At 67.8% G+C, this 25,138-nt stretch carries 25 protein-coding genes and 1 pseudogene; 9 read left to right on the forward strand and 17 right to left on the reverse strand.

Annotation, left to right across the window (positions count from 1 at the left end; translation table 11 throughout):
- Positions 1–85: 85 nt before the first annotated feature.
- Both ACWGKS_RS21980 and ACWGKS_RS21985 read left to right on the forward strand, forming a co-directional pair.
- Entirely contained in the window at positions 86–397 is a 312-nt protein-coding gene (locus tag ACWGKS_RS21980) for a putative quinol monooxygenase (RefSeq protein WP_033107114.1), read from the forward strand.
- Positions 398–691: 294 nt separating this feature from the next.
- Positions 692–2,017 carry an ISL3-like element ISPfr2 family transposase gene (locus ACWGKS_RS21985; RefSeq protein ID WP_026138135.1) on the forward strand — a complete coding sequence of 442 codons (1,326 nt, stop codon included), beginning with the start codon at positions 692–694 and terminating at the stop codon, positions 2,015–2,017.
- A gap of 195 nt (positions 2,018–2,212) precedes the next feature.
- Here the strand turns inward: ACWGKS_RS21985 and ACWGKS_RS21990 are convergent.
- Positions 2,213–2,380, reverse strand: a pseudogene (locus ACWGKS_RS21990) (tyrosine-type recombinase/integrase); the annotation flags it as partial.
- Between the two features lie 24 nt (positions 2,381–2,404).
- Here ACWGKS_RS21990 and ACWGKS_RS21995 point away from each other — a divergent pair.
- Positions 2,405–3,463, forward strand: coding sequence for an IS630 family transposase (locus ACWGKS_RS21995; protein ID WP_452523767.1), 1,059 nt, complete (start codon positions 2,405–2,407; stop codon positions 3,461–3,463).
- A gap of 22 nt (positions 3,464–3,485) precedes the next feature.
- Here ACWGKS_RS21995 and ACWGKS_RS22000 read toward each other — a convergent pair whose 3' ends face one another.
- The 5 genes from ACWGKS_RS22000 to ACWGKS_RS22020 all read right to left on the reverse strand — a co-directional run bounded on the left by ACWGKS_RS22000 (position 3,486) and on the right by ACWGKS_RS22020 (position 8,832).
- On the reverse strand, positions 3,486–4,784 hold the full coding sequence (locus ACWGKS_RS22000; protein ID WP_452523769.1) for an ISAs1 family transposase: 1,299 nt from the start codon (positions 4,782–4,784) through the stop codon (positions 3,486–3,488).
- Between the two features lie 180 nt (positions 4,785–4,964).
- Positions 4,965–5,761, reverse strand: a protein-coding gene (locus ACWGKS_RS22005; protein ID WP_452523959.1) for an IS5 family transposase whose coding sequence is annotated in 2 segments (ribosomal slippage) — positions 4,965–5,425 and positions 5,425–5,761 — 798 coding nt in all. Because the reading frame shifts where the segments join, the coding sequence is not laid out codon by codon here.
- A 130-nt stretch (positions 5,762–5,891) separates the two neighbouring features.
- Complete coding sequence (locus ACWGKS_RS22010) at positions 5,892–6,383, reverse strand: Imm21 family immunity protein (protein WP_452523771.1); 492 nt, start codon at positions 6,381–6,383, stop codon at positions 5,892–5,894.
- Between the two features lie 11 nt (positions 6,384–6,394).
- Entirely contained in the window at positions 6,395–7,696 is a 1,302-nt protein-coding gene (locus tag ACWGKS_RS22015) for a polymorphic toxin-type HINT domain-containing protein (protein WP_452523773.1), read from the reverse strand.
- 2 nt (positions 7,697–7,698) lie between these two features.
- Complete coding sequence (locus ACWGKS_RS22020) at positions 7,699–8,832, reverse strand: ISAs1 family transposase (protein ID WP_355015922.1); 1,134 nt, start codon at positions 8,830–8,832, stop codon at positions 7,699–7,701.
- Between the two features lie 390 nt (positions 8,833–9,222).
- Between ACWGKS_RS22020 and ACWGKS_RS22025 the strand changes: the two genes are divergently transcribed.
- The gene (locus tag ACWGKS_RS22025) at positions 9,223–9,588 is read left to right on the forward strand and encodes an ArsR/SmtB family transcription factor (protein ID WP_452523775.1); all 366 of its coding nucleotides are present in this window, start codon (positions 9,223–9,225) and stop codon (positions 9,586–9,588) included.
- Between the two features lie 84 nt (positions 9,589–9,672).
- On the opposite strand, the gene ACWGKS_RS22030 is transcribed toward ACWGKS_RS22025, so the two are convergent.
- The 9 genes from ACWGKS_RS22030 to ACWGKS_RS22070 form a co-directional block, all read right to left on the reverse strand.
- The gene (locus ACWGKS_RS22030) at positions 9,673–10,740 is read right to left on the reverse strand and encodes a metalloregulator ArsR/SmtB family transcription factor (RefSeq protein WP_452523777.1); all 1,068 of its coding nucleotides are present in this window, start codon (positions 10,738–10,740) and stop codon (positions 9,673–9,675) included.
- A 46-nt stretch (positions 10,741–10,786) separates the two neighbouring features.
- Positions 10,787–11,158, reverse strand: coding sequence for an ArsR/SmtB family transcription factor (locus tag ACWGKS_RS22035; RefSeq protein ID WP_452523779.1), 372 nt, complete (start codon positions 11,156–11,158; stop codon positions 10,787–10,789).
- A 37-nt stretch (positions 11,159–11,195) separates the two neighbouring features.
- On the reverse strand, positions 11,196–11,966 hold the full coding sequence (locus ACWGKS_RS22040) for a winged helix-turn-helix transcriptional regulator (protein ID WP_452523781.1): 771 nt from the start codon (positions 11,964–11,966) through the stop codon (positions 11,196–11,198).
- Between the two features lie 58 nt (positions 11,967–12,024).
- A complete protein-coding gene (gene pstB, locus ACWGKS_RS22045; protein ID WP_452523783.1) occupies positions 12,025–12,882 on the reverse strand; it encodes a phosphate ABC transporter ATP-binding protein PstB in 858 nt (285 codons plus the stop codon).
- Between the two features lie 7 nt (positions 12,883–12,889).
- Positions 12,890–13,795, reverse strand: a complete 906-nt coding sequence (gene pstA, locus ACWGKS_RS22050) for a phosphate ABC transporter permease PstA (protein WP_452523785.1) — start codon at positions 13,793–13,795, stop codon at positions 12,890–12,892.
- Positions 13,792–14,733 carry a phosphate ABC transporter permease subunit PstC gene (gene pstC, locus ACWGKS_RS22055; RefSeq protein WP_452523787.1) on the reverse strand — a complete coding sequence of 314 codons (942 nt, stop codon included), beginning with the start codon at positions 14,731–14,733 and terminating at the stop codon, positions 13,792–13,794. Before pstC ends, pstA begins: the two co-directional genes overlap by 4 nt.
- Positions 14,730–15,695 (reverse strand): PstS family phosphate ABC transporter substrate-binding protein, encoded by a 966-nt coding sequence (locus ACWGKS_RS22060; RefSeq protein WP_452523789.1) that lies wholly within the window; start codon positions 15,693–15,695, stop codon positions 14,730–14,732. The genes pstC and ACWGKS_RS22060 overlap by 4 nt, the downstream gene beginning before the upstream one ends.
- A gap of 463 nt (positions 15,696–16,158) precedes the next feature.
- The gene (locus ACWGKS_RS22065) at positions 16,159–17,037 is read right to left on the reverse strand and encodes an alpha/beta hydrolase (protein WP_452523791.1); all 879 of its coding nucleotides are present in this window, start codon (positions 17,035–17,037) and stop codon (positions 16,159–16,161) included.
- 47 nt (positions 17,038–17,084) lie between these two features.
- On the reverse strand, positions 17,085–17,984 hold the full coding sequence (locus ACWGKS_RS22070; RefSeq protein WP_452523793.1) for a helix-turn-helix domain-containing GNAT family N-acetyltransferase: 900 nt from the start codon (positions 17,982–17,984) through the stop codon (positions 17,085–17,087).
- Between the two features lie 93 nt (positions 17,985–18,077).
- Between ACWGKS_RS22070 and ACWGKS_RS22075 the strand changes: the two genes are divergently transcribed.
- The 4 genes from ACWGKS_RS22075 (at position 18,078) to ACWGKS_RS22090 (ending at position 22,121) form a co-directional block, all read left to right on the forward strand.
- On the forward strand, positions 18,078–19,409 hold the full coding sequence (locus ACWGKS_RS22075) for an FAD-dependent oxidoreductase (protein ID WP_452523794.1): 1,332 nt from the start codon (positions 18,078–18,080) through the stop codon (positions 19,407–19,409).
- Positions 19,406–20,644, forward strand: a complete 1,239-nt coding sequence (locus ACWGKS_RS22080; RefSeq protein WP_452523796.1) for an MFS transporter — start codon at positions 19,406–19,408, stop codon at positions 20,642–20,644. Before ACWGKS_RS22075 ends, ACWGKS_RS22080 begins: the two co-directional genes overlap by 4 nt.
- 65 nt (positions 20,645–20,709) lie before the next feature.
- A complete protein-coding gene (locus ACWGKS_RS22085) occupies positions 20,710–21,759 on the forward strand; it encodes a flavin-containing monooxygenase (RefSeq protein WP_452523798.1) in 1,050 nt (349 codons plus the stop codon).
- Positions 21,760–21,821: 62 nt separating this feature from the next.
- Entirely contained in the window at positions 21,822–22,121 is a 300-nt protein-coding gene (locus tag ACWGKS_RS22090; RefSeq protein ID WP_452523800.1) for a hypothetical protein, read from the forward strand.
- A 558-nt stretch (positions 22,122–22,679) separates the two neighbouring features.
- Here the strand turns inward: ACWGKS_RS22090 and ACWGKS_RS22095 are convergent.
- Positions 22,680–24,086 carry an IS1380 family transposase gene (locus ACWGKS_RS22095; RefSeq protein WP_452523802.1) on the reverse strand — a complete coding sequence of 469 codons (1,407 nt, stop codon included), beginning with the start codon at positions 24,084–24,086 and terminating at the stop codon, positions 22,680–22,682.
- A 221-nt stretch (positions 24,087–24,307) separates the two neighbouring features.
- Between ACWGKS_RS22095 and ACWGKS_RS22100 the strand changes: the two genes are divergently transcribed.
- Complete coding sequence (locus ACWGKS_RS22100) at positions 24,308–24,646, forward strand: four-helix bundle copper-binding protein (protein WP_452523803.1); 339 nt, start codon at positions 24,308–24,310, stop codon at positions 24,644–24,646.
- Between the two features lie 81 nt (positions 24,647–24,727).
- Here ACWGKS_RS22100 and ACWGKS_RS22105 read toward each other — a convergent pair whose 3' ends face one another.
- Positions 24,728–25,135: a MerR family transcriptional regulator gene (locus ACWGKS_RS22105; protein ID WP_452523961.1), complete on the reverse strand. Its 408-nt coding sequence runs from the start codon at positions 25,133–25,135 to the stop codon at positions 24,728–24,730.
- Positions 25,136–25,138 lie beyond the last annotated feature (3 nt).

Raw genomic sequence — 25,138 nt, forward strand, 5'->3', positions numbered from 1 at the left:
CCGTATACGCCACTCCCCACCGGCCCTCGCTCGTCATACGCTGAACTCGTCCCACGAAGAACCCCGACGTCAAGGAGAGTCCCTCATGTCCACACCCGCATCACTTCCGTATGCCTTCGTCGCCAAGATCGTCGCGGCCGATGGACAGCACGACGCGGTCGCCGATCTGCTCGCCGGCGCTGTCGCACTCGCCAACGAAGAAGTAGGAACGATTGTCTGGTTCGCGGTCAGGACCCACGCCGACACCTTCTGGATCTTCGATGCATTCCCCGACGAAGCCGCTCGCGACGCCCACGCCAACGGCGCCATCGTCGCAGCCCTGATGGCCAACCAGCACCTCCTCGGCGCAGCACCCGAGATCCTGGCGGCCGACGTCCTCGCGTCCAAGCTCCCGTAGTCCGCCAACGCACGAGACGATCGCGCCCCGCCGAGCCGTCGCCAGGTCGCGACGCAACGCCACGCTGCGTTGCCGAGCGGTGCGAGGCCTATCGGCACACGGACAGGATGCCGGCCGCGAGCGCTCAGCCGGCGAGGGGTCCGTCGCAGAGGAGAGCGACGTCGGTGTCGGGCAGAGCCGTGAGGGGTCTTCTCAGATGACGGTGTAGGTCGGCCGGGCGCGTCGGTCCGCAGATAGACGTCGAGGTCTCCCGACGACGGAGGTTCCTACGCCATCCATCCGAAAGACCTCGACGTGTCCGACGCTACCCCGCCGGCCGGCTTCGGCCGCCCTGACCTGACCGCCTTCGCTCGACTCGACGGCCTCGGTCTGAGCGTGACCGGACAACGACTTGAACCGGATCGTGCGGTCCTCGCGTGCCGCGTGGTGGAACCAGATCAGTGGTGCCGACGGTGCGGCAGCGAAGGCGCCGCTCGTGACACCGTGATCCGGCGGTTGGCCCACGAGCCGCTGGGCTGGCGACCGACCGTGCTGGAAGTTGTAGTGCGCCGCTACCGCTGTGCCGACTGCGGACACGTGTGGCGCCAAGACACCAGCGCCGCGGCGGAGCCACGCGCGAAGCTCTCGCGCACCGGGCTGCGGTGGGCGCTGGAAGGGATCGTGGTCGCACACCTCACCGTCGCACGTGTCGCCGAGGGACTCGGGGTCGCGTGGGACACCGCCAACAACGCGGTCCTGGCTGAAGGCAAGCGGCTGCTGATCAACGACCCCACGCGGTTCGAGGGCGTGAAGGTCATTGGCGTCGATGAGCACGTCTGGCGCCACACCAGGCGTGGCGACAAGTACGTCACCGTGATCATCGACCTCACCCCGGTCCGCGATGGCGCCGGCCCAGCAAGGCTGCTGGACATGGTCGAGGGCCGGTCGAAGGCGGCGTTCAAGACCTGGCTCGCCGACCGCGACGACGCCTTCCGTGACGCGGTCGAGGTGGTCGCGATGGACGGCTTCACCGGGTTCAAGACCGCCGCTGCAGAGGAGATCCCGGACGCGGTCACGGTGATGGATCCCTTCCACGTCGTGCGCCTGGCCGGTGACGCCCTCGACAGGTGCCGGCGCCGGGTCCAACTCGCGATCCACGGGCACCGTGGGTTCAGGGACGACCCGCTCTACAAGTCGCGGCGCACGCTGCACACCGGCGCGGACCTGCTCACCGACAAGCAGAGCGACAGGCTACGCGCGCTGTTCGTTGATGACGCTCACGTCGAGGTCGAGGCGACCTGGGGTGTCTACCAGCGCATGATCGCCGCCTATCGCCACGAGGACCGGCAACGTGGCCGCGAGCTCATGGAGAAGCTGATCACCGACCTCAGCGCCGGCGTCCCCAAGGTGCTCACCGAGCTCACCACCCTGGGCCGGACCCTGAAGAAGCGAGCCGCTGACGTGCTCGCCTACTTCGAACGACCCGGCACCAGCAACGGGCCGACCGAGGCGCTCAACGGACGGCTCGAACACCTGCGCGGCTCCGCACTCGGGTTCCGCAACCTGACCAACTACATCGCCCGAAGCCTGCTCGAGACCGGCGGCTTCAGACCCCAACTTCTACACCCCCGATTGGGATGAGCCGCCAAACGGGCCGACGACAGAATGACCAAAAGAGGAAGACACCAGGGCAAGTTCTCGATAATCGATCGGACCTTTGATCCGATGGTTAACGCACCCCGACCACGAGGAAACCCCAGGCCAGGGCGGGTGAAACCGTATCCTCACCTGGGGCAGAGTGCCTTGTGGGGCTCCTGGTGTGCTCGGCTGTACCGGCTACCGCACCGGGGCCAGGTTGCTCACCTTGGCCGGCTCCCCGCGCAGCAGCGCAGCGGTCGCCTCCGCCGCTGCCTTGGCCACCTCGGGAAACACCGTCTGATAAGTGTCCTGAGTGAAATGGGCGGTGGAATGCCCCAGCTCAGCCGATATTGATCCGGAATCTGTTGGTTCCTGTGGTGTTACAGGTACATGAGCGATGACGATGACCTGCGTGTGGACATGCGCAAGCTCGCACCCGCCCAGCAAGAAGCGCTGCGGATGCGGGTGATGGGCGCGATCAACGACGGCATGCCCCCAACCGAAGCCGTGCGCGTCTTCGGTGTCAGCCCCGACTCGATCCACAACTGGCGCCGCCGCCAAGAAACAGACGGTGCCCAAGGGCTGCGCTCGGGCAGGCCGGGCAGGAAACCGGGTGAGCACACCAAACTCAGCCCCGCCCAGGAACAGGCCCTGGCCCAAGCCCTCTTGGAGTACCAGCCCCAAGAGTTGGGGCTGGGCGGCACCCTGTGGACCGCCGTCAAGGTCGCGGCTTTGGTCCAACAGCTTTTCGGCACCACCTTCACCGACCGGGGCATACGCAAGATCCTGCGCCGTCTGGGGTTGACCTTCCAACGCCCGGACCGGCGCGCGTCCCAAGCCGACCCCGGGGCCCAACAAGAGTGGGCTGATCACACCTGGCCGGACCTGCGTGAGCGGGCCCGCGCCCAAGGGGAGCGGGTGATGTTCGCCGACCAGGTCGGGGTGCGCTCGGACCACCTGGCGGGCCGTACCTGGGGGTTGAAGGGGCACACACCGACCACCATCAGGACCGGCAACCGGTTCGGTGTCAACGCCATGAGCGCGATCAGTCCCACCGGCAAGCTGTACTTCACCGTGTTCGAGGGGGCCTTCACCGCCCGGGTGTTCCTCGGATTCCTGGGTCGGTTGGTGGGACACTTCAGCACCAAGGTGCACCTGGTCGTGGACCAGCACTCGGTCCACCGGTCCAAGGCTGTGCGAGCCTGGGTCGCGGACCACGCCGAGCAGATCGAGCTGCACTTCCTGCCCCCGTATTCACCGCATCTGAACCCTGATGAGCTGGTCAACGCCGACCTGAAGCGGTACCTGGCCGATGAGGTCATCACCGATCGCCACCGTATGCGGTCCCAGGTCCGCTCGTTCTTCCGTAGCGTTCAGCGGCTCGCAGGCCATGTCCGGGGTTACTTCCAGGCCCCGCACACCAGCCACGGCCCCGGCGTTGTTATGTGATGTCCGGTTCCGTGCTGGTTGGTCAGATGCCGTAGACGGCGAAGGCGTCCTCGTGGCGCAGGAGGTCGCGGCGGGCGTGTGCGATGTTCGCGCGCCCGGCGAGGCGGATAGTGCTGATCGCCAGGTTGCGCAAGCTCGCCAGGGCTCGGGGTGCTGTACCGGACCTGACCTGGGAGTTGTCTTCTCCAAAGGTGACGTCTCGCACCCAGTGGAGCTTGTTCTCCACGGTCCAGTGGGACCGGGCGTAATGGTTGAGGTGGGCAGGCCCGGCCAGGTCGGGCGGCAGACTGGTGAGACCGAAGACGATCTCCTTGCCGGCCCACTCGCCGTCGAGGTTGCCGGTGTCACGGCGCAGGCGAAAGACCTGGGACGCGCCGGGGAAGAGGGTGTGGTCGGCGGGTGCGGTGCGCAGGGTGCGCCGTTCGGTGCGGCCGTGCCCGCGGTCGTCATCGATCGCAGTGCTCTCAGCGAAGTCGGAGTCCGTGCCCCTGAGCAGTATCTGGGCGGCGGCGTGCGCGAGGGGCTGGTTGCCCTTGAGAATCAGGACGTAGTGGCCGCCCACAGGGCCGGTGATCAGGCGGGCGGTCTTCTGCGTGGTGTGCAGCGCGTCCAGGGTGAATACCCGTCCGGGCAGGTCGAGTCGGGTGAGCAGGGCACGGGCGGCCTCCCCCTCACCGCGTTTGTCGCCGACCTGGGCCTGGCCCAGGACCGCGCCGCTGGTGTGGTCGATCGCGCCGACCAGGAAGACCCGCCCGTTCTCGGTGCGGGCACCGGCCAGGGCCTTGCCGTCCAGGGCGGTGGCGCACAACAGCCCGTCCGGTACCGGGTGCTCGGCCAAGCGTTGGGCGGCGCGGCGCTGTTCGCGCTCGGCCGGTCCCGGGGCGTGGGGGATCTCGGGCGCGGGGACGGTGCCACGCGCGAAGTCTGTGGTGTATCCGCAGGTGGCGGTGTCCAGGGCGTTGGTGTCCAGATGGGTGAGCACGCGCCGGAAGGTGCGCTCGCTCGGTAGGAGGTAGCGGCCGGTGAGTGGGTCGTACCGGGCGCCGATACGGGCCAGTTTCGCCTGCGGGGCGCGGGCTGCCCACTGCCAGATCGCGGTGATCGAGTCACCGCCGATCACGAGCGTGGCGCACGCGGTCAGTGCCAGGATCACCGCGAGGGTGTGGCGTCGGCCTTGCCTGTTGCGCTGGTCCGGGACCTGCCGCAGCCTGCGCAGGAGCTCGGACTCCGCTGCTGCTGGGTCGGTGGTGAGTTCGGCTTCCCACAGGGCGAGGTCCGTGAGTTGGCCAACGGCAGGGGGGATCGGCGAAGATAGGGGCACGAGCGCGACTCCTGTGACGATCTTTTGGCGTAGAGACCTGAAAGATCATCAGAAGTCGCGCTCGTCCTGCAACCGGCCAGATCAAAACGGTGCAGAACAGCTCAAAGGAAAACTACGCCGGGGCCGTGGTTCTTCAGGGGTACGGGGATTCGGGGTGGCCTCCATGCCTTAGAGGTCGTCTCATTTGGTAAGTCTGCGGAAGCAGATCAACGTGCAGGCGATGCCGTCGAACGCGAGGAAGTGTTCGGCTTTGCGATCGTAGCGACGATGGAGACGGCGGCATCCGGACAGCCAGGCCATGGCGCGCTCGACCTGCCGGCGGTGTCGCCCCAACCGCTGGGAGGATTCCACACCCTTGCGGGCCAGACGATGGACGATTCCGCGTTCTCGGAGCCATCGGCGCAGGTGGTTGTAGTCGTATCCCTTGTCACCGTGGAGCTTGCCCGGCTTGCGCCGCCTGCGGCCTCGCCTGGACCTGATGGGCGGTATTGCGCGAATCAAAGGTTGCAGCGCCTGGCTGTCGTGCAGGTTCGCACTCGAGATCGCCATGGAAATCGGAAGCCCGGTTCGATCGGTGATCAAGTGGATCTTGGCGCCCTTCTTGCCCCGATCGACAGGATTCGGACCCGTCAGGTCCCCCTTTTGAGAGCACGCATGTTCACCGAGTCGACCGCACACCGAGACCAGTCCAGCTCACCACGGGCACCGAGTTCATCCAAGACCAGGCGGTGCAGCTTCGCCCACACCCGAGCCCGACTCCACTCGGTGAAACGCCGATGCGCAGTCGGCCCGGAGGGGCCGAACACCGGTGGGAGCTGAGCCCAAGTACAGCCGGTCGTGGCGACGAAGATGATCGCGGCCAATACCTCGCGATCCCCGTGCCCGAGGTGCCCACCGCCTTGAGGCCGAGTGGGCGCCTCGGGCACCACCCGTTGGAACAGCTCCCACAATCCGTCCGGCACCAACCGCTCAACCATCGACACTGGGCCAGACCACCGAGGATCCAAATGAGATGAGCTCTTATGACACGCCGGGGCCTCTCACCCGCCAATACGCACCTCAAAGATCAGCACCATAAGTTCACCAAAACGGAATGAACTCTAAAGATCAAGAACAAAGTTCCATTTTTACAATAGCCGCCGAAGCTTCGCCTTCAACAATAAACACGCGAACCAAATATCTACCGGGACAAAAGGGGAGTTCGATATATTCATCCACCTCAGTACCAGACCAGACAGCATCGAGCATCCACGGCTTACTTTGACAGAACCAGTACCCTGACCATACTTCACTAAGTTCGGAATCCTTAATTTCCAGCAGGCCCAGCAGTTGCTCCTCTGACTCAGCCGCCCCCCATCGAACAAATGATCGATGGTAAGGAATATAAGCAGTCAAATCTGGAGTGCCCCCTAGAACAAGGGCCTCGCCCCCGCCAACAGAAATTACCCCAGCGTACGATTCAACCTTACACGCCCTTTCATAATCCCCATCTTCTGACCCATTCCACGATTCCAAAAGATCACAAGGAATTACGATCAACGGCCCACCAAGCGTCCCTATCCACTCAACCGGAACACCATTGACACCACCATCAGACATACAATCACAATCTAAAGATCTCTGTACGGGTTAATTTTGTCTCTCTGCATTTGCGCCGACGCACGCCCCTGCTGACCACTACACGACTTACAATGCGGCAACAAAACTTGAGGAGTATCACCATCAATGAAAGTGGAGACTGGCTGATGGTCTTTGACCCAAGTCCCCGACGGATACCCGGAATTTTTCACTCCACACGTGTGACACCCATAGGTATCGCCAATTCTATTCATCTCCGACTTTTCAGAACTAGTCCAATTCCTCCCTTTATCTCTGGCGGGAATGCTTTCCGCGGCATTAGGGCCAGGATGGAAGAGGCCGCAAGACTCACCATATCCACCTCTTCTTCCCCCAATATTATGGTTGAGGACATCCAGCGAGTCCGTGGCCACGTGGTAGGTGTGGACGCCCTGCACGGTCAGGTTATGGACCGTCGCGCTCTGGGTCCAGGCCTGGATCGCGGAGACCTGCACCCAGGTCCCGGACGAGGTCTGCAACCACATACCCGGGGCCAGGTCGATCGCGTCCACCCACACGCCCAGGTCCGGAACCCAGAAGGGGTGACCATCGGTCGCCACGATCACGTCCCCAGCCACCACCGGGCCGGGAACACCCCCAGATTCCTCAGAACCTGTTTCGTCCCCTTCAGGGGCGTCTTGTTCGGTGGTCGGATCGATGGTGATCTGCACCAGGGCTTTGGCCCCCGAGCCCACAATGGTGGCCAACACCGTCCGAACCGACTGCTCCCCGGTTTCCGGGTCGGTGGCCAGGACCTTCTCACCGACGTCGACGTCCTCGATCGGCTTGGGCGACCCGTTGGCCATCACCACCGCCGTGCCCGGAGCGAAGCTGTTACAGCTGCTGGAGGAAGCCTCCGAGATATTCTCAAGTTTCTTATTGGCCCGATTCAGGCCCTTGATCCCATCGATCAACTCACCACCCAGAGCGGAGATCCTGCGCCCCAACTCCGCGGCCTTACCCCACCGCAACCCGTACTTCGCGGCGATCTTGGCCGGCAACCCGCCCACGAACATCAACGCCACGTTGACCGCGGTCTCACCACACGCACCCAGATCACCGGTGGTGAAACACTCCAACCCCGCGGTGATACCGAGCTCGTCGGCCACCAACTGCGCCAACCCGGTCGCGGCCTTGATCAGCTTCTGCTTGGCCTCGGCCTTCTCCATCTGCGCCTGACGCTGCTGACGCAACACCGCCTGCTGCGCCTGGTGCTCGCGCATGTACTGCCGCTGCTTGGCGGTGGTCCGCATCGGCGTCACGTTGTACCACTGCTCGACCCAGGGCTCCGGCAAAGTCAGGTCTGTAGGAGTCTGAGCGGGCGAGCCTCGTCGCGGATCATGTGACGGTTGGCCTCGGCGATGTTGTCGAACCCGGCTGCTCTGAGCAGTCCGATCGCGGTGTTGCGCAGGGTCGCCATGACCTGCGGAGCGCTGCCCGTGCGCACCTGGGAACGGTCCTCCTCATAGGTCACATCCCGCACGTGATGGAGCTTGTTCTCGATCCCCCAGTGCTGGCGCACCCACCCGGACAGCACCAACGCAGGCGCAACGCGGTGGTCGGCCGAGGTGATCAGGTAGACGACCTCCACGCTCTTGCGTTTGGGTGAGCCCTTGGACTTCTTGCGCCAGGTGGTGCGGCGTAGCTGAGCGATCTGGGCGGCACCCTCGAAGGTGACCCATGCCGGGACCTGGGCGGTCTTGATCGTGCGGGTCTCTTTGCGGCCGTGCCCGGTATCGCGTGTGGTGTGTGCGGGCACGTGCTTCCACGGCACCTTCTTGAGCTGGGCGTAGAGGTGTTTGTTGTTGGCCTTGACGGTGAAGACGTAGTGGGCGCCCCCGGTCCGGATGGTGTTGGCGGTATCGGTGCAGGTGTGCATCGCGTCGAGGGTGACGACAGCACCCGCGATGTCGATGAACTGGAGTAGTTCCCGCACTGCGGGGATCTCGTTGCTCTTGGTCTGGACCGTGACCTGTCCCAGGGTGGTGGTGCCGCACAAGGCAGCGACCAGGTGCGGTGCCCCTTCGGTGCCGGTGCGGGCACCGCGCAGGGTCTTGCCGTCCAAGGAGATGATGCGCAATCCGTTGATCACGGCCAGGCGGGTGGCGGACCAGGCGCCCAGCACCTGGTCGAGCAGGTCGGCATCCAGGCGGGCGAAGGTGCGGCGGAAGGTCGCCTCGTCGGCGGCTCCCCGGACCATGCCCAGGGCGGTGAGGGTGTGGGTGGTGGTCTCGGTGGCCCATTGGCCGATGGCGGTGAACCCTTTGGCTCCGGCCAGGGTCGCGCAGACGGCCACGGCGATCAGCGCGGCCAGGGTGTGGCGTCGTCCGCGGGGTTTGCGCGGGTCGGGCACACCTGCCAGGACCTGGATCAGGTGGTCCTGGCGTGAGACGGGTTCGACGATGAGCTCGCCGGGGTGAGACGATGACATTCGCGGGCGTGTTCCTCGGTTGGGCGAAAGCGTGAAGAACTTCCATCCAACCGGGTCGGACACGCCCGCTTCTGCTTGTTCGCCCTACGAAGAAGCAGGTCACATCCCTACAACCCGACTTTGCCGGAGCCCTGGGGCCCGGCCCCGACGATCAGCCCTAAAACACGCGAGCACATCGGCCTGATCGCCCGGACTGGCCAGCGGGAACATTCGCGAGGATCATCCTGCTGTGCGTAGCTCTGAGCCATCTCGTTCCTGCCGCTGAGCGCCTGTCGCTTCCATCTGGGAGCTGTCCCAACAGTGATGTCGACGACGCATGAACTCAGGCCAGTCGTACAGGTCAAAAGAGGCGGAATTGACTGTGGCGCGGCGGAATGGTGACATCGAAGCATGCTGATGCCAGCCGACAGCCACACCACCGAGACCACCGACGAACCCCTACCGGACAGCGGAGGCGATCCCGCGGTGGTGGCGGTGAAGCTGTTCGGGGACCCGCTACGGGCCCGGATCGTGCAGCTGCTCTCCACCGAGCAGATGTGCACCTGCCACCTGGTCGAGGAGACCGGTTCCCGGCAGTCCACCATCAGCCATCACCTGCGCATCCTGCGCGAGGCGGGACTGGTCTTCGCCCAGGCCCACGGCAGGTTCACCTACTACGGTCTGCGGCCCGAGGCCCTGACCGCGCTCGCCGCGGACATCACCGCGCTGGCGACCCGAGCGAAACAGGCGCGCACGCTCCGGCGCCCCTGCGACTGAGCCGCCCCGGCTGCCAGGGCTACGGTGCACTCCTCGCAGTGTGCGAGATCCTCACCCCTGGCTCCGCTCAGACCGCTGGCGGGCTCACGTCCCCAGGAGGGCGGGCAGGAGCACCTCCCGTACCTTCTGGTCGATGTCGTCGCGGATCCTGTGCACGGCCGCCGCGGGCTGCCCGGAGGGTTCGGCGATGTCCCAGTCCAGGTAGCGCTTGCCCGGGTAGACCGGACAGGCGTCTCCGCAGCCCATCGTCACCACGATGTCGGCGGCCCGGACCACGTCGTCGGTGAGCGGTTTGGGGAACTCGGTGCGCAGGTCGATGCCGATCTGGGCCATGGCCTCGAACACGCCCGGGTCGATCCCGGACCGGGGCAGCGATCCGGCGGAGCGGATGTGTACCCGCTCCCCTGCCAGGTGGCGCAGGAGCCCGGCCGCCATCTGGGAGCGGCCCGCGTTGTGCACGCACACGAACAACACCTCTGGCACTGGCTTGGCGAGCTGCCCCTGGACCTGGGCGATAGAGGCCAGGCGCTCGGCGGCGAAGCGTTCGGTGAGCACGGGCAGGTGCGCGGTCACGGCGGCGCTGTGGGAGAGCTTCTCGTAGGAGTCGGTCAGGCAGCGGCGGACGGTCTCGGGCGAGAAGATGCCGGTGAAGCGGATCGTCAGCCGCTCCTGGACCCGGGCGAGGATGTCGTGCGGGTCCAGAACCCCCGGTAGAGGGGCGGGGGACGGCCCTCTCCGGGTGGTCTCACCGGGCTGCTGCGCTCGCAGGGGTTCGAGGGCGTCACGCAGGGTCGGCTCCTGTCCGTCCTTGTCGTCAGCGCAGACGAGCCGGGGAAGAACGCCGTGCAGGCGGGTCGCGGCCGGGGTGGCGGTGTAGAAGGTGTGGTTGCCCTCCCTGTGCCGCTCGATCAGGCCCGCGTCCGTCAGGACCTTGAGGTGGTGGCTGACCGTGGGGTCGGTCAGGTCGAAGGAGGCGGCGAGGTCCCTGACGGCCACGCCCTCCTTCGGGCCGGTCACCGTCAGGCTGAACAGGCGCAGCCGCACGGGATCGGCGAGGAGTTTGAGCTGGGCGGACAGTCGGTTGGCCGTGCCGATCGGAAGCGGAACCAGGGTTCGCTGCGGGGTCGGCCCGTCGTGGGGCTGCGGACTCATCGGATGGTCACTTTCCTGCGCCGGTTCCTGGAGGGATTCGCGTGCCTCAGGTGGAGGGGTCAGACAGGCCCAGCAGGTCACGCAGGGCGGATCCGTGGTTTGTGGACAGGGAGTACCACGAACGCTTGCCTTCCCTGCGGCGTTCGAGCAGACCCGCGTCGAGCAGCTTCCTGAGGTGGTGGCTGGCGGTGGGCTGGCTGATCTCCAGCGTGGCCACCAGGTCCTGTACGTACGCCTGTCCGCCCGGGGCGGTGGCGATGGCGTGCAGCAGGCGCAGACGGGTGGGGTCGGCGGCGGCCTTGAGTAGGGCAGCGATATCGTCCGCCCGTTCCGGCGAGTACGCGGACTCCGCACCGGGGTAAGGCGGTGGCGCTGAGACGGCCTCGTCCGAGCGTTCATCCAGATGCGTCCGATCCACACGTGCATTGTAGGCGGGCGGATGCCGGGACCTGTCATCAGGCCGCGTCGACGTCGAGGCGGTAGCCGACCCCGCGGATGGTGTGGATGTACCTGTGTCCGGCCTCGGTCTTTCTCAGCTTGTCGCGCAGGCGGCGTACGTGCACGCTGATGGTGTTGTTGACCATGGGCTGGTCCCTGTTCCAGACCTCGCGCCATATCTGTTCCCTGGTCACCACGAGCCCGGCGTGATCGACCAGGTACTTCATGAGCTGGAACTCACGCAGCGCCAGGTCGATCCGACGTCCGCACACACGCAGCTGATAGCCGTGCGGATCGAGTTCGAGGATGCCCGCCCGCACGACACCGGGGGCGCTCGCCTCCGCACGGAGCGCGCGTCCCGGGCGGGCGGCGTGGATCATGGCGGCGAGTTCAAGGACCCGGTAGGGGCGGGCGACACAGGCGGTGGCGCCCGCGCCCAGGGCCCGGGCCGCGCGTTCGGCATCGTGGTCCTGCACGCCGATGATGACCGGGATGTCCAGGACCGCGCGCACCGCGACGATGAGCGCCTCCAGGGGAAGACCGGGTACGTCGGTCCCCACAACCAGGATGTCGGGGCTGGCCATACCGATACGCAGCAGAGCCTGGGCGCTGTCGGTACATACCCCGATGTCCATGCCCTGGGAACCCAGATCCAGCACCAGCCCGTGCGAGATCTCGGCTTCGGACTCCACCAGCAGGACACGCACGGGACCGGACTCGGGAGGGCGCACCTGGGCGTGGCACCGTGCCGGGGACCGGTCGGTCAGAGTGACAGTACGGACGGGCATACCGACCTCCAGGTTTTCTGTGCGGGTCTTGCCGGATCTGTGTGCTTGTGGTCGCCGGTTACCCGAAGCGGCCGGTGATGTAGTCCTCGGTGCGCTTGTTCGCGGGCTTGTTGAACAGGGTGGTCGTCATGTCGTACTCCACCAGGCGGCCGTGGCGTTCCCCGGCCTCGTCGACGTCGGCGGTGAAGAACGCCGTGCGGTCGGAGATCCGGGCCGCCTGCTGCATGTTGTGCGTGACGATGACGATGGTGAACTCGTTGGCCAGCTCGTTCATCAGGTCCTCGATGCGCAGGGTCGCGATGGGGTCGAGCGCCGAACAGGGCTCGTCCATCAGGATCACGTCGGGGTTGACCGCGATGGTGCGCGCGATGCACAGCCGCTGCTGCTGACCGCCCGACAGGGCCAAGGCGCTCTCCCTGAGCTTGTACTTGACCTCGTCCCACAGGGCGGCCTTGATCAGGGCCTCCTCGACGATGTCGTCGAGCCCCTTGCGGACACCGTTGACTCGGGGGCCGTAGGCCACGTTGTCGTAGATCGACTTGGGGAACGGGTTGGGCTTCTGGAAGACCATGCCGATCCGGCGGCGCACCTCGATCGGGTCGATGTCGGAGGCGTACAGGTCATGGCCGTGGTAGCGCACGGTCCCGGTGACACGGGCGCCGGGGATGAGGTCGTTCATCCGGTTGAGGGTGCGCAGCACGGTGCTCTTGCCGCAGCCGGAGGGGCCGATCATCGCGGTGATCTGGCGCGGGCCGACCTTGAGGTTGACGTCGCGTACCGCCTGGTACTCGCCGTAGTACACCGACAGGCCGGTGATCTCGAAGACGGGGTTGCCCAGATCGGGGACGTCGCGGTCGTAGACAACGCGGGTGACCGGGGCCTTGGTCGCGACGCCGTGTGCGGACGTGGTGGTCATGGGATTCTCACCAGTTCCTCTGGTAGCGGTTGCGGATGAAGATGGCCGCGGAGTTCATGACCAGGATCACCACGAGCATCAGCACGATCCCGGCCGAGGCCAGAGCTTGGAACTCCCCACGGGACTGGGCGATCCACCCGTAGATCTGGATGGGCAGAGCCGTGTACTGGCTGAGCAGGCCGTCGGGGTTGAAAGAGACGAAGGTCAGCCCGCCCAACAGCAGCAGTGGGGCGGCCTCTCCGGCGGCGCGGGACAGGGCGAGGATGGAGCCGGTGGCGATGCCGGGGACCGCCGCGGGCAGCACCTGGCGCCAGACGGTCTGCCACCGGGTGGCGCCCAGGCCGTAGGAAGCCTCCCGCAGTGAGGAGGGCACGGCGCGGATCGCCTCGCGGGAAGCGATGATCACCACCGGCAGGACCAGGAGTGACAGGGTGAGGGCGCCGGTGACCAGGGTGAACCCCAGTCCCAGCATCCGGGCGATGATGCCCAGGCCCAGGATGCCGTAGACGATGGAGGGCACGGCCGCCAGGTTGGAGATGTTCAGCTCCAGCATCCGGTTGTACCAGGTGTTGGGTTTGGCGTACTCCTCCAGGTAGATGGCCGCCATGACCCCGGTGGGCAGGCAGAACAGGGCGACCAGCCCGATGAGCCAGATGGTGCCCCACAGAGCGGCTTGGGCTCCGGCCGTCTCCGGTCGGCGAATCGAGGCGAAGTTGGTGAGCAGGCGAAGGTCCAGGCGGGACCAGCCCTCGATGATGACGTAGCCGATGAGGACGGCCAGGAACAGGACCGCGACGATCACGCAGGCCCGCAACACCACAGCGAACACCAGGTCGGCCCAGCGGATGCCCCTGCGCCGCAGGTCGGTGTCCGGTGCGGGTGTGCCGGTGCGAGGTTCGACGGTGGCGGTCATTCGTACACCTCCCGGTACTTGCGCACCAGACGCGCGCTGAGCAGGTTCATGACGAAGGTCATAGCGAACAGCAGGGCGCCCACGGCGAAGATGGTCTGGTAGCTCAGGGAGCCGATGGGCAGGTCACCGGTCCCGGCGGCGGCGATGAACCCGGTCATCGTCTGCATGCCCTCCAGCGGGTTCAGCGTCAGGGTGGGCTGTCCTCCCGAGGCGATGGCGACGATCATGGTCTCCCCGACCGCGCGCGAGATCGCGAGCACGAAGGCAGCGACGATCCCCGAGAACGCGGCGGGGACGACCACGCGGGTGGCGACCTGGCGGGGTGAGGAGCCCAGAGCGTAGGAGCCTTCGCGCAGCCCGGCGGGGACGGCGCTCATCGCGTCCTCGGACAGCGAGGCGACGGTGGGCACGATCATCACGCCCATCACCAGTCCGGCCGCGAGCGCGTTGAAGACCTGCGGTCCTTCGGCCCAGGGCCAGTGCTCCTGGAGGAACGGGGTGATGAACCGCAGGGCGAAGAACCCGTACACCACCGTGGGGACGCCAGCCAGCACCTCCAGGACCGGTTTGACGATGGCTCGGGTGCGCGGGTGGGCGTACTCGCTCAGGTACACGGCCGCGCCCAGACCCACGGGGATGGCCACGCACAGCGCGATCACCGTGATCTGCAACGTGGCGCTCACCAGCGGCAGCACACCGTAGGACGGGTCAGCGAACAGGGGCGTCCATTCGGTGGTGAAGAAGAACTCCTGCCAGCTGACCTGGCGGAAGAACTCCACCGTCGTGGGCACCAGAGAGCCCACGATGCCCACGGTCGTGGCGACCGAGACCAGGGCGGCGACCGCCAGCAGGACCTGGATGGCGGTCTCGCCGTAACGCGGGCGGGACCGCCGCAGCGGCTGCGCCGCTGCGGCGGTCCTCGATGACGTGTCCGTCATGAGTTGGCGCTCTCCTTCAGCGCTTCCAGGTCGGCGTTGAGCTCCTCTTCCTGCTCGGGGTTGAGCGGGATGAACAAGGAGTCCTCGGCGATCTGTGCGTGTTCGGCGACGAAGAACTCCACGAAGGCCAGCGCCTCGGGCCGCTCCAGCGCGGCGGCCGTGGGGTAGATGAACAGCGGACGGCCCAGCGGAGCGTAGGAGCTGTCCTGGACGGCCTCCACGCTCGGCGCCACACAGCCCTCACCGTTGTCGATCTCCACCGCGTTGAGATTTTCGGCGTTCTCCTCGAAGTAGGAGAACCCGAAGTAGCCCATGCCGCCCGGGCTGCCGGACACGCCCTGAACGGTGACGTTGTCGTCCTCGCTGGGGGCGTAGTCGGTGCGGGTGGCGCCCTCCTCACCGTTGACGGCCTCGGTGAAGTAGTCGAAGGTGCCCGAGTCGGTACCGGCCCCGAACAGCTCCAGCGGCTCGTCCGGGAAGGAGTCGTCGACCTGGTTCCAGTTGGTGACCTGCGAGTCCGGCTCCCAGATCTCCTGCAACTGCTCGACCGTCAGGCAGGTCGCCCAGTCGTTCTCCTTGTTGACCACGACGGTGAGGGCGTCGTTGGCGACGTGGAACTCCTCGTAGGTGACACCGTTGGTCTCACAGTTGGCGGCCTCGTCCTCGGCCATGGGCCTGGAGGCGCCGGTGACGTCGAGTTCGTCGTTGCAGAACTTCTCCATACCGCCGCCGGTACCGGAGATGCCCACGGTCACCTGCACACCCGGGTTCTCCTCCTGGAAGAACTCGGCCGCCGCAGTCGACAGTGGTCCGACCGTGCTGGAGCCGTCCACGTTGACCGTGCCGGACAGTCCGTCACCGTCACCCGCGTCGGCGCCTTGGTTTCCACCGCAGGCGGTCAGCGCGGCCACCAGTGCCGTCGCTCCCGCGACGCCAACGAACGCGCGCTTGTGCTTGGTCACAACCTTGCCCCTCATCTTGAGTTCAACCAGCCCGCCATCTCGAACTATGACGTCAAGACGTATGTAAATGTGTCTAAGTGAATCCAAGGTGAACGGGGCGGGTACCTGACTGGAAAGACCGATTTCCCTCGTGGACAACGGACCCACAGGTCAGCGGCGCGCGCATGCGCGAGCACCCAAGGTGAACGAAGATCGGCGGAGGTCTCGCACCACGGGGGCAACCGCTCACTCGACAGGAGGACTCCCCCGCAAGCTCCCGGGTGATCAGCGCGTTGCCTGCGCCGCTGGACCGGCAGAGCCTTCTTCCTCGCGAGGGTCCGTCACGAGGAAGCCGCCGCCTCGGTGTCCGCCCGCCTGACGCGCACCGGCTGGGCGGGTAGGTCGGCGCCGCACGCCAGAGCGAGACAGGCGCACCAGGCGGCGGCTTTGGCGGGCAGGAGGGCATCCAGCGAGAACAGGTGGGTCACCTGGTGCGGTCAGGTTCTGCCGTCAGTGCTTCGCGGACATGCTGAGCAGCGCGGTTGGCGGCGGAGGCCGGGGAGTTCAGATCAGGCTCGCGCCCCAGAAATCCGTGTGCGAGGCCGCGGCCGAAGACGAGGGAAGTGGGCACACAGGCCGCGAGAGTTCGGCGGGCGAATTGCTCGCCTTGGCCGCGTAGGAGGTCGTGTTCGGCGGTGACCACGACGGTGGTCGGTAAGCCTTCCAGGTCGGAGGCCAGGAGCGGGGATGCTTCGGGACGGGTGCGGTCGGTATCGCCCAGGTAGAGGGTGAACATCTGCTCCAGCAGTCTTCTTGTCGGGTCGTTGGCGGAAGGGTTTCCCTCAGGTGTGGAGGGTGCCGCTGTGAGGTCGAGTGCCGGGTAGATGAGCAGTTGCACGGCCAGTCGCGGTGCGTCGCTGCTGGCGGTCAGCCGGAGCGCGGTGGCCGCGGCGATCTGTCCGCCCGCGCTGTCACCTGCGACGCCCACACGGGAGGCGTCCAGGCCGAGAGTTCCCGCTTCAGTGGCTACCCAGCGCACCACGGTTTCGGCGTCGTCCACCGCTGCGGGGAAGGGGTGTTCGGGAGGGCGGCGGTAGTCCACCGAGATCACGGCTGCTCCACAGGCCAGGGCCAGGGTGCGGGCGGCCGGATCGTAGGACTCGACGTCGCCGAGGATCCAGCCCCCACCGTGGAAGTAGACCAGGACCGGCAGGTGGGCGGTGGTGTCGGGCACGTACAGCCGCACAGGCAAACCCGCGATCACGAGGTCGCGCACCTGTGCCAGATCGGGTCTGGGCAGTACGGCCATGTCCTTGACGTGTGCTTGGCGGGCCTCGTACACCCAGTCCGGAGTGGGGGGCACGAGCGTCTTCTCCGGGTCGGGAGCGGGCGGCGGAGCTGGTGCAGGAATCATGCGGGGGCACCGGTGGAGCCGTCGGCGCACGGCACGGCGCCCGGGCCGGTTCCCTCGGCGACGTGACGGCGCTCCAGCAGGACGGTGTCGCGCCAGCGGCCGTGGTGCTGGGCGATGCGCTCGCGTACGCCGACGGTGCGAAAGCCCGCCTGGTGGTGCAGGGCCAAACTCGCCTTGTTCTCGGGGAAGATCGACGTCTGGAGCGTCCACAGTCCGGTGTCGTCGGCCTCCATGACCTGTCGGTACAGCAGCGCCTTGCCCACGCCCCGCCCGCGTGCGTCCTCGGCGACGTAGACGGAGGTCTCGACGACCCCCGCGTAGACATCGCGCGCTGACACGGCGCAGGCCCCGGCCCAGCCGACCACCCTGCCGTCGGCCTCGGCGACCCAGCGGTGCCCCGCGAGCCACTTGCTCCTCAGAGCCTCGATGTCGGGGGCCTCGGTCTCGAAGGTGGCGTCGCCGGTGGCGATGCCCTGGGCGTAGATCTCCCGCACCGGCCCCAGGTCGTCGTCGGTCATGGCTCGGGTGGTGACGTCGGCGGGCAGGTCGGTGGGGCAGCAGGGGCGGGCGCTGAGGACGCCCATGACGATGTCGGCGGCGTGCGGCAGCCCTGTGCAGCAGGCGGGGTTGATCGCCACGCGGGTGGAGGTGCCGACCTTGGTCAGGGTGACGAAGCCGACGTCGGCGAGCTTGCGCAGGTGGTGGGAGACGGTGGGCTGGCGGATATCGACCGTCTCGGCGAGCTCTCCCACACTGATCGACCCCGGGGTGGTGGCGATGACGTGCAGCAGGCGGACGCGGGTGGGTTCGGCCAGGCAGGCGAACCACGCAGCGTAGGTCTCAGCCTCGGCCACGGGGAGGCGGCGAGCGGTGTGTTCGAGCGGCATCACGGTCATACCGCCATTATCGACGAAGATCTATGCTTGCGTCCATAGGCGAGCATCGATAAAGTCTCGTTCCATAGACACCAATCGATGAAAGGGTGTGTCATGGTCGAGGAGCGTCCGGTCGTGGTGATCGGTGCGGGTCCGGTGGGACTCGCGGCGGCGGCGGAGCTGACCGAGCAGGGAGTCCCGGTCCTGGTCCTGGAGAGGGGAGCGGGAGCTGGGGCCGCGGTGGCCGAATGGGGGCACGTGCGCCTGTTCTCGATGTGGCGCGACCTGGTCGACCCGGCCGCGGAAAAGTTGCTCACCGCCGCCGGGTGGCAGCGCCCGGCCGATGATGGATATCCGACGGGGCGGGAGTGGGTCGAGTCGTACCTGGCCCCGCTCGCCGCGGCCCTGGGCGAGTGGGTCCGCTTCGGCGCGGAAGTCACCGGGGTCAGCCGCCTGGGCCGGGACCGGGTGGTCGACGCCGACCGCGACGCGCAGCCCTTCACGGTGCGCATCCGCACCGCCCAGGGGGAGGAGCGCGTCCTGGCCCGCGCCGTCGTGGACGCCTCGGGCACCTGGACCTCGCCCAACCCGGTGGGCGGCGACGGCCTGCCCGCCCTGGGCGAGACCGACGCGGCCGCACACCTGACCCACCGCGTCCCGGACCTGGGCGACGCGAGCACCCGGGCCCGCCACGCCGGACGCACCACGGCCGTCGTCGGGAGCGGCCACTCGGCGCTGACCGCCCTGGTCTCCCTGGCCGCGCTGGCCGAGGAGAACCCGGGGACCAAGGCGGTGTGGGTGCTGCGCCGCGGTGAGATCGGCGATGCCTTCGGCGGAGGCTCGGACGACCAGCTCGCCGCGCGCGGCGCCCTCGGCGAGCGCGCCCGCCAGGCCGTCGAGGCCGGGCATCTCGATGTGGTCACCGGATTCCGCACCGCTGAGGTGCGCCTGGCACAGGAGCGCCTGGTCCTGACCGGTGAGGACGGCCGGAAACTGGAGCCGGTGGACGAGGTCGTGGCGCTGACCGGGTTCCGTCCCGACCTGTCTTTCCTCTCCGAGATCCGGCTTGGCCTGGACCCGGCCCTCCAGGCGCCGGTGGAGCTGGCCCCGCTCATCGACCCCAACGTCCACTCCTGTGGCACCGTCTACCCGCACGGCGCGAGGGAGCTCTCCCACCCGGAGGAGGGGTTCTTCCTGGCGGGGATGAAGTCCTACGGGCGCGCGCCCACCTTCCTCGCGCTCACCGGATACGAGCAGGTGCGCAGCATCGCGGCCCACCTGGTCGGCGACCACGAGGGCGCCCTCCGCGTCGAACTGGTCCTGCCCGAGACGGGTGTCTGCAGCGGAGGAGGTCTGTCCGACGAAGCGGACACGGCCGCGGAGAGCGGCGGCTCCTGCGGCTCGCCCCAGGAGAGCGCGCTGCCCGAGCCGGAACGGGTCGCGTGACCCCTCTGTCCGGCCAGGTCTCCGGCGCGCCCGCACCCACCGTGGTCGGTGCGCGCCGGGGCCTGTGGGCCCTGTGCGTCACCGTCACCACCAGCTACGGAGTGCTGTTCTACGCATTCCCGGTCTTGGCGCCGAGCATCACCGCCGACACCGGGTGGTCGCTGACCACGGTGACCGCGCTGTTCTCCGCGTCCCAGGTCATGGCGGGGCTGGCGGGTGTCCCGGTGGGGCGCTGGGTGCAGGCCCGGGGGCCGCGCCCGGCGATGACGGCAGCAGCGCTGGTCGCGGCTCCCGCCGTGGCGGCCATCGCCCTGGCCCCGAACGTGTGGGGGTTCGCCGCCGCCTGGCTGGTGGCCGGAGCCGCGATGGCCGGACTGTTCTATCCTCCGGCCTTCGCCGCCCTGACCCACTGGTACGGGGAAGGCAAGGTGTGGGCCCTGACCGCGCTGACCCTGGTCGCCGGGTTGGCCAGCACGATCTTCGCTCCCCTGACCGCGCTCCTGGAGGGGGCCTGGGGGTGGAGGAGCGCCTATCTGGTGCTCGCGGCCGTACTGCTCGCCGTGGTGGTGCCCCTGCACGCTTTCGCCCTGCCCCGGGAGTGGATCCCCCACGGCGGCGGGCAGAGAGGCGACCGGGAACGGAGTGTGGACACCGTGTTGCGCAGCCGTGCGTTCTGGGCTCTGACGACGGCTCTGGCCCTGGGGTCCTTCACCGTCTTCGCGGTCGTGGTCAACATCGTCCCCCTGCTGGAGGGACAGGGCTTCGGCACGACGGAAGCGGCCTGGGCCCTGGGTGTGGGCGGTGTGGGACAGGTGCTTGGCCGCCTGGTCTACGCGCCCCTGGAACGGTGGACCGGCCCGGTGCCGCGCACCGCGGCCGTGCTGGCCGCCTGCTCCGTGACCACCCTTCTCCTGGCACTGGTACCGGGCCCCTGGGGGCTGGTCCTGGCCCTGGCGGTGCTGGCGGGCATGGCACGCGGCATCCTCACCCTCCTCCAGGCGACCGCTGTCGCCGACCGGTGGGGCACCCGGCACTACGCCACCCTCAACGGCATCATGCACACCCCGCTCATGCTGGCCATCGCGGTCGCGCCTTGGGCGGGCGCGGCACTGGCCGGGCCGCTGGGCGGGTATCCGGCGGTGTTCGTGGCACTGGGAGCTTTGGCGGCCCTCGGCGCGCTGATCGCCCTGGCCACCCGCACCAGGAGCGAACAGGTTCCCTCCACTCCTTCTTGACCATCGCCCCGGCGCGCTCCCCCGTGCGAGGTTTCGCCTGCACACGAACGAAGGAAATCTCCGTCATGGAAGACGTCCCCCTCATCGTTATCGGTGCCGGTCAGGCAGGTCTGGCCACTGCCTGGGCCGCGAAGCGCAAAGGCGTGCGGCCCCTCGTGTTGGAGGCGGCCGACCAGCCGGGCGGCTCCTGGTCGCACTACTACGACAGCTTGACCCTGTTCTCCCCCGCACGCTTTTCCTCACTGCCCGGACGTGCAATGCCGGGCGACCCAGAGCACTACCCCCGCAGGGACGAAGTGGTGAAGTACCTGCGCGACTACGCCTCCCGGTTGGATGCGGACCTGCGCTACGGCCAGCGGGTGCAGAAGGTCGAACAGGACAGGAGTGGGTTCCTCCTCACCACCGCCTACGGGTCCCGCGTGCGTTCCTCGGTGGTGGTCTCGGCCACTGGTGGGTTCACCCGACCCCACCGGCCCCAGCTACCGGGACTGGAGCACTTCGACGGCACCGTGCTGCACGCCGCCGAGTACCGTGCATCCGAGTCCTTCACCGGTCAGCGTGTCGTGGTGGTCGGCGGCGGCAACTCCGGGGTGCAGATCGCCGCGGAACTCGCTGACGTGGCCCGGGTGAGCCTGGCCACCCGTTCCCCGATGTCCTGGGCGAACCAGCGGCCCCTGGGCCGGGACATCCACTGGTGGTTCACCCACAGCGGTCTGGACGCCGCTCCGCTGCGCGGCGTGTGGGAGAAGGGCCCGACCCTGGTCAACGACGACGGCCGCTACCGTGCGGCCTTCGCCTCGGGCAACCCCGATCGGCGGGAGATGTTCACCCGCTTGGACGGTGACAAGATCACCTGGGCCGACGGCACCGTGGAGAAGGCCGACGCCCTCATCTTGGCCACTGGCTACCAGCCCGCCCTGGACTACCTCTCCTCGACCGACGCACTGGACTCCGGTGGGCGTCCGCTGCACCGGGGCGGAATATCCACCACTGTGCCAGGGCTGGGATACGTGGGGCTGGAGTTCCAGCGCAGCTTCTCCTCGGCAACCCTGCGCGGGGTCGGACGCGACGCTCGCCACGTCGTGCGACGACTTCTCGCCGGAGCACGCCGCTGACGGAAGCGCTCGCACGCGCATGGCCCGTCCGAACCGACTCACGTGAGAGAGAGAAGACAACCATGCGGCAGGTAGAGGCCACCATGTCCGAGATGGACAACGTGGAAGAGGAGAAGACGGTTTCCCTGCGCCACCTCAGCGCGGCCAGGCGCCGGGCACTGAGGACCCTGTGCGACGACGGACCGGCCTCGGCCCAGGACATCGCCGACATGTGGCGGCACAGCACTCCACTCACGGCACGGGCCCACCTCATCGCACGGCTGCTGTGGGTCCTGGAGTCCCTGGAGTACGCCGAACCCACCGAAGTTCCAGGGGTCTACCGCGCCACCGCACTCGGTGCGCGCGCTCTCCAGTGGCACTGAAACCCCGCCCCCCACGCCGTCCCGAGCCGTGCCTCGCGCCCAAGGTTCCGGGTGATCTGCCACTCGGCCTAACGGGCCGACCTGTGGGTGGCCGGACTGATGGGACACGCCGACAGCAACACCGCCCACCGCTATCCACCGAGCTGAACAAAGTGCGGACCGTGGAGGGGCTCATTGTGGACCGGTGAGTGGCCCTGGTCTGGCACCCACTCCGTAGCCCTCGACATGCAGCCCAACCCCGAGTAGCCAGTGACCTCTATCGCCAAGATGCTCGGAGTGAGCCCGGAAACGCTGTACGGCCACATCCCCGACCTCAAGGAGCTGCGCGTCGCAGGCACCTGCCGCGGAGTGCTGGCCCGTGTCGGTCCTTGACCTTGCCCCGGGGACAGGGGCTTAGCCTCGATCCACCGACGTGGTTCAAAAGTGACTTTCTGACTGGTTCGTGAGCCAGGTGCGAAGCGGCGGCTGTGGTTGGGCATGCGGTATCCGCTGGTCTGCCCAGCTTTTCCACGAGTTCGGTTCCGGTCGAGCCCTGGCGGGCGGGTCGCGCAGCGGCTCTCAGGCCACTTCGGGTGGGCGGTGCACGGTGTCGAACAGCTGCGTCCACGCCTGCCACCAAGGCCAGCCACGCGGTAAGTGCAGCGTGATACGCCGTGCAGAGCAGGCAAGGCGGGCCGGGACCTGGATCAGGTGGGCGCGCAGGGTGGCGGTGGTGGCCCTGGCATGGAAGGTAGAGGTCAGAGTGCCGGTGGCCCGCAGCAGGTTGTAGGCCATCGCCCACAGGGTGAGCCAGGCGGCGTTGGCGTTGAAGCGCCCCGAGGGCAGGTGGGCCAGAGCAGAGTGCTTGCTGTCCGCTATGACCTGCTCAACGATGGCGTGGTGGCGGTGCTCCCGCTCGGCCACGAGCATCGGCGCGGGGTTGTCGGTGAAGAACGGGTGGTAGCGCCAGACGGGGAACAACTCGCCCTGCTCACCCACGAGGGCGGGTTTTGCCAGGTCACGGACCCGGCGCACGATCAGCCGGGCCGTGACCCGCTCTGCTTTCTTGCGGCTGGCGAACGCGGCGTAGGCGCCGATCTCGGCGACTTCAGCGCCAAAGATGAGTTCGCCGGTTTCGGGGTCGGGCACCGCTGTGGGGTAGGTGATCTGCTGCCAGGCGTCCTCGTCGATGGCGGCGATGGCCCCTCTGATGGAGGGGTTCATGCCGCAGGTGATGGAGAAGCGGGCGTCGGCCCGGCCACACGCGGCGATCACGTCGGCGTTGTAGAACTGCGAGTCCGCGCGCAGCACACGCATGCCGGTGCAGCCGGCCTCCAGGGCGGTGGCCAGGGCCTCGCTGACAAGCTTGGCCGCGCCGCGGGAGTCGGCCGCTTTGCCGCGGCGCATCCGCACGGTGGCGATCACCGGTCGGGAGGTAGGGGTGCAGATGGTGGCGAGCAGGGGGTGCAGGGGGTGCAGGGTGCGGATGCCCTTGAACCGGCCGTACTCAGCGCCCTGTTTGGTGCGGCCGTAGACGCGTTTGTGGGTGGAGTCGACGTCGATGAACGCCTTGTGGTCGGCTCCGGGCAGCAGAGGGGTGTGTGCGGCCAGTTCCCCGAGGAACCTGCGGTGCACGGCGTGGAGTTGGAGGGCGTGGCCGTGGGTGAAGGCGCGAAGGAAGGTGCCCAGGGTGGAGGGGGCGCGGATGCCGTCGAACACGGTCGCCATGGCACCATGGCGCAGAACGTCGAGGTCGTCGATGCTGTCCGCCCCGGCGACCATCCCCGCCACGATGCTGGTGACCTTGGCGTGGGCCGCCGCGCCCGCTCCGTTCTTCGCCTCGCCCAGTTTCACTTTCTCCGTCACCAGGCGGGCGAGCCCGCACCGCTGGGCCAGCCGCATTACCGGGACCAGCCCGGCGTGCGCGATCAGGTTGGGGTCATCGAACGCGGCGGAGATCGCCGCGGGGGTGTGGGAGGATTTCACTTACGAGGTGCCTTGCTGATCGGGTCGGACGGAAGCGTGAGAACTCCCATCGTCCCCGGTCAGCAGGCACCTTTTTGCGTCATCCCCATCCCAACACGGTCACTGGCCGGTGGATCGAGGCTTAGCGTGCGGATGTGATCGGCTGCGCGTGGGCACGCTTTCGCTACCGGCGGGCAGGCGACCGCGTTGAACAGCGAAAACAATGGTCAAAGGGGATGGTCATGGCAGTGGCAACGGTGGAGGAACGCAACAAGGCGTGCGTGGACGCGTGCAGCGAGTGCCAGCAGGCGTGTGAGGCGTGCGCCTACACCTGCTGCGTCAACGACTCCGAGATGGCCCAGTGCGCGCGGCTGTGCCTGGACTGCGCGGCGATCTGCGCGCTGTGCGTGACGCTGCTGGCGCGGGGATCGCAGTGGGCGGCGCGGGTGTGTCTGCTGTGCGCCGAGATCTGTGAGGCGTGCGCCCAGGAGTGCGATAAGTACGACGCCCAGGCGTGCCGTGAGTGCGCGGCGGCGTGTCGGCGCTGCGCGCAGGCGTGCCGGGAGATGGCCTCGGCCTGAGTCGGCTCGCGCGTCAAGGCGGGGGCGCGGACCGTGCGGTCCACGCCCCCGTTGTCGTTTCCCCGCGTCGGGGTGGGAGCCTCAACCGGCGCGGGGGGCGGTTTCGATGATCTGGCAGATGGCGGCATCCGTGCCCTGGCAGTGGTTCTCATGGGCGGTGCGCCGCGCACTGGTCAGGGTGCTGCGCAGCTGGCGCAGGTCGGCGAGTGTGCGGTCGATGTCGGCGATGTGGGCGTCCAACAGGCCGGTGACCCGCGCACACGGCACATCACCACGACGCCGCAAATCCAGGACGTCCTTGATCTCGGCCAGGCTCAGCCCCAGGGTCTTGGCCTGGCGGATGAAGCACAGCACCTCCACGTCGGCGTCGGTGAACAGCCGGTAGCCGGCCCCGGTCCGCTCGGCCGAGGGCAACAACCCTTTGGACTCCCACAGCCGCACCGCTTTGGCGCTCACCCCCGCGGCCTTGGCGGCGGCCCCCACAGTCATCTC

It is taken from the genome of Nocardiopsis sp. NPDC055879 (assembly GCF_053615935.1).

Excerpts from the sequence above, each read along its gene's own strand:
- ACWGKS_RS22090 (WP_452523800.1), top strand. The coding sequence starts at position 21,822 with ATGCGGCAGGTAGAGGCCACCATGTCCGAGATGGACAACGTGGAAGAG.
- ACWGKS_RS22040 (WP_452523781.1), bottom strand. The coding sequence starts at position 11,966 with ATGCCCGTCCGTACTGTCACTCTGACCGACCGGTCCCCGGCACGGTGC.
- ACWGKS_RS22085 (WP_452523798.1), top strand. The coding sequence starts at position 20,710 with ATGGAAGACGTCCCCCTCATCGTTATCGGTGCCGGTCAGGCAGGTCTG.
- ACWGKS_RS21995 (WP_452523767.1), top strand. The coding sequence starts at position 2,405 with ATGAGCGATGACGATGACCTGCGTGTGGACATGCGCAAGCTCGCACCC.
- pstB (WP_452523783.1), bottom strand. The coding sequence starts at position 12,882 with ATGACCACCACGTCCGCACACGGCGTCGCGACCAAGGCCCCGGTCACC.
- ACWGKS_RS22030 (WP_452523777.1), bottom strand. The coding sequence starts at position 10,740 with ATGAGTCCGCAGCCCCACGACGGGCCGACCCCGCAGCGAACCCTGGTT.
- pstA (WP_452523785.1), bottom strand. The coding sequence starts at position 13,795 with ATGACCGCCACCGTCGAACCTCGCACCGGCACACCCGCACCGGACACC.
- ACWGKS_RS22025 (WP_452523775.1), top strand. The coding sequence starts at position 9,223 with ATGCTGATGCCAGCCGACAGCCACACCACCGAGACCACCGACGAACCC.
- ACWGKS_RS22105 (WP_452523961.1), bottom strand. The coding sequence starts at position 25,135 with ATGACTGTGGGGGCCGCCGCCAAGGCCGCGGGGGTGAGCGCCAAAGCG.
- ACWGKS_RS22100 (WP_452523803.1), top strand. The coding sequence starts at position 24,308 with ATGGCAGTGGCAACGGTGGAGGAACGCAACAAGGCGTGCGTGGACGCG.
- ACWGKS_RS22010 (WP_452523771.1), bottom strand. The coding sequence starts at position 6,383 with ATGTCTGATGGTGGTGTCAATGGTGTTCCGGTTGAGTGGATAGGGACG.
- ACWGKS_RS22070 (WP_452523793.1), bottom strand. The coding sequence starts at position 17,984 with ATGACCGTGATGCCGCTCGAACACACCGCTCGCCGCCTCCCCGTGGCC.
- pstC (WP_452523787.1), bottom strand. The coding sequence starts at position 14,733 with ATGACGGACACGTCATCGAGGACCGCCGCAGCGGCGCAGCCGCTGCGG.
- ACWGKS_RS22075 (WP_452523794.1), top strand. The coding sequence starts at position 18,078 with ATGGTCGAGGAGCGTCCGGTCGTGGTGATCGGTGCGGGTCCGGTGGGA.
- ACWGKS_RS22020 (WP_355015922.1), bottom strand. The coding sequence starts at position 8,832 with ATGTCATCGTCTCACCCCGGCGAGCTCATCGTCGAACCCGTCTCACGC.
- ACWGKS_RS21980 (WP_033107114.1), top strand. The coding sequence starts at position 86 with ATGTCCACACCCGCATCACTTCCGTATGCCTTCGTCGCCAAGATCGTC.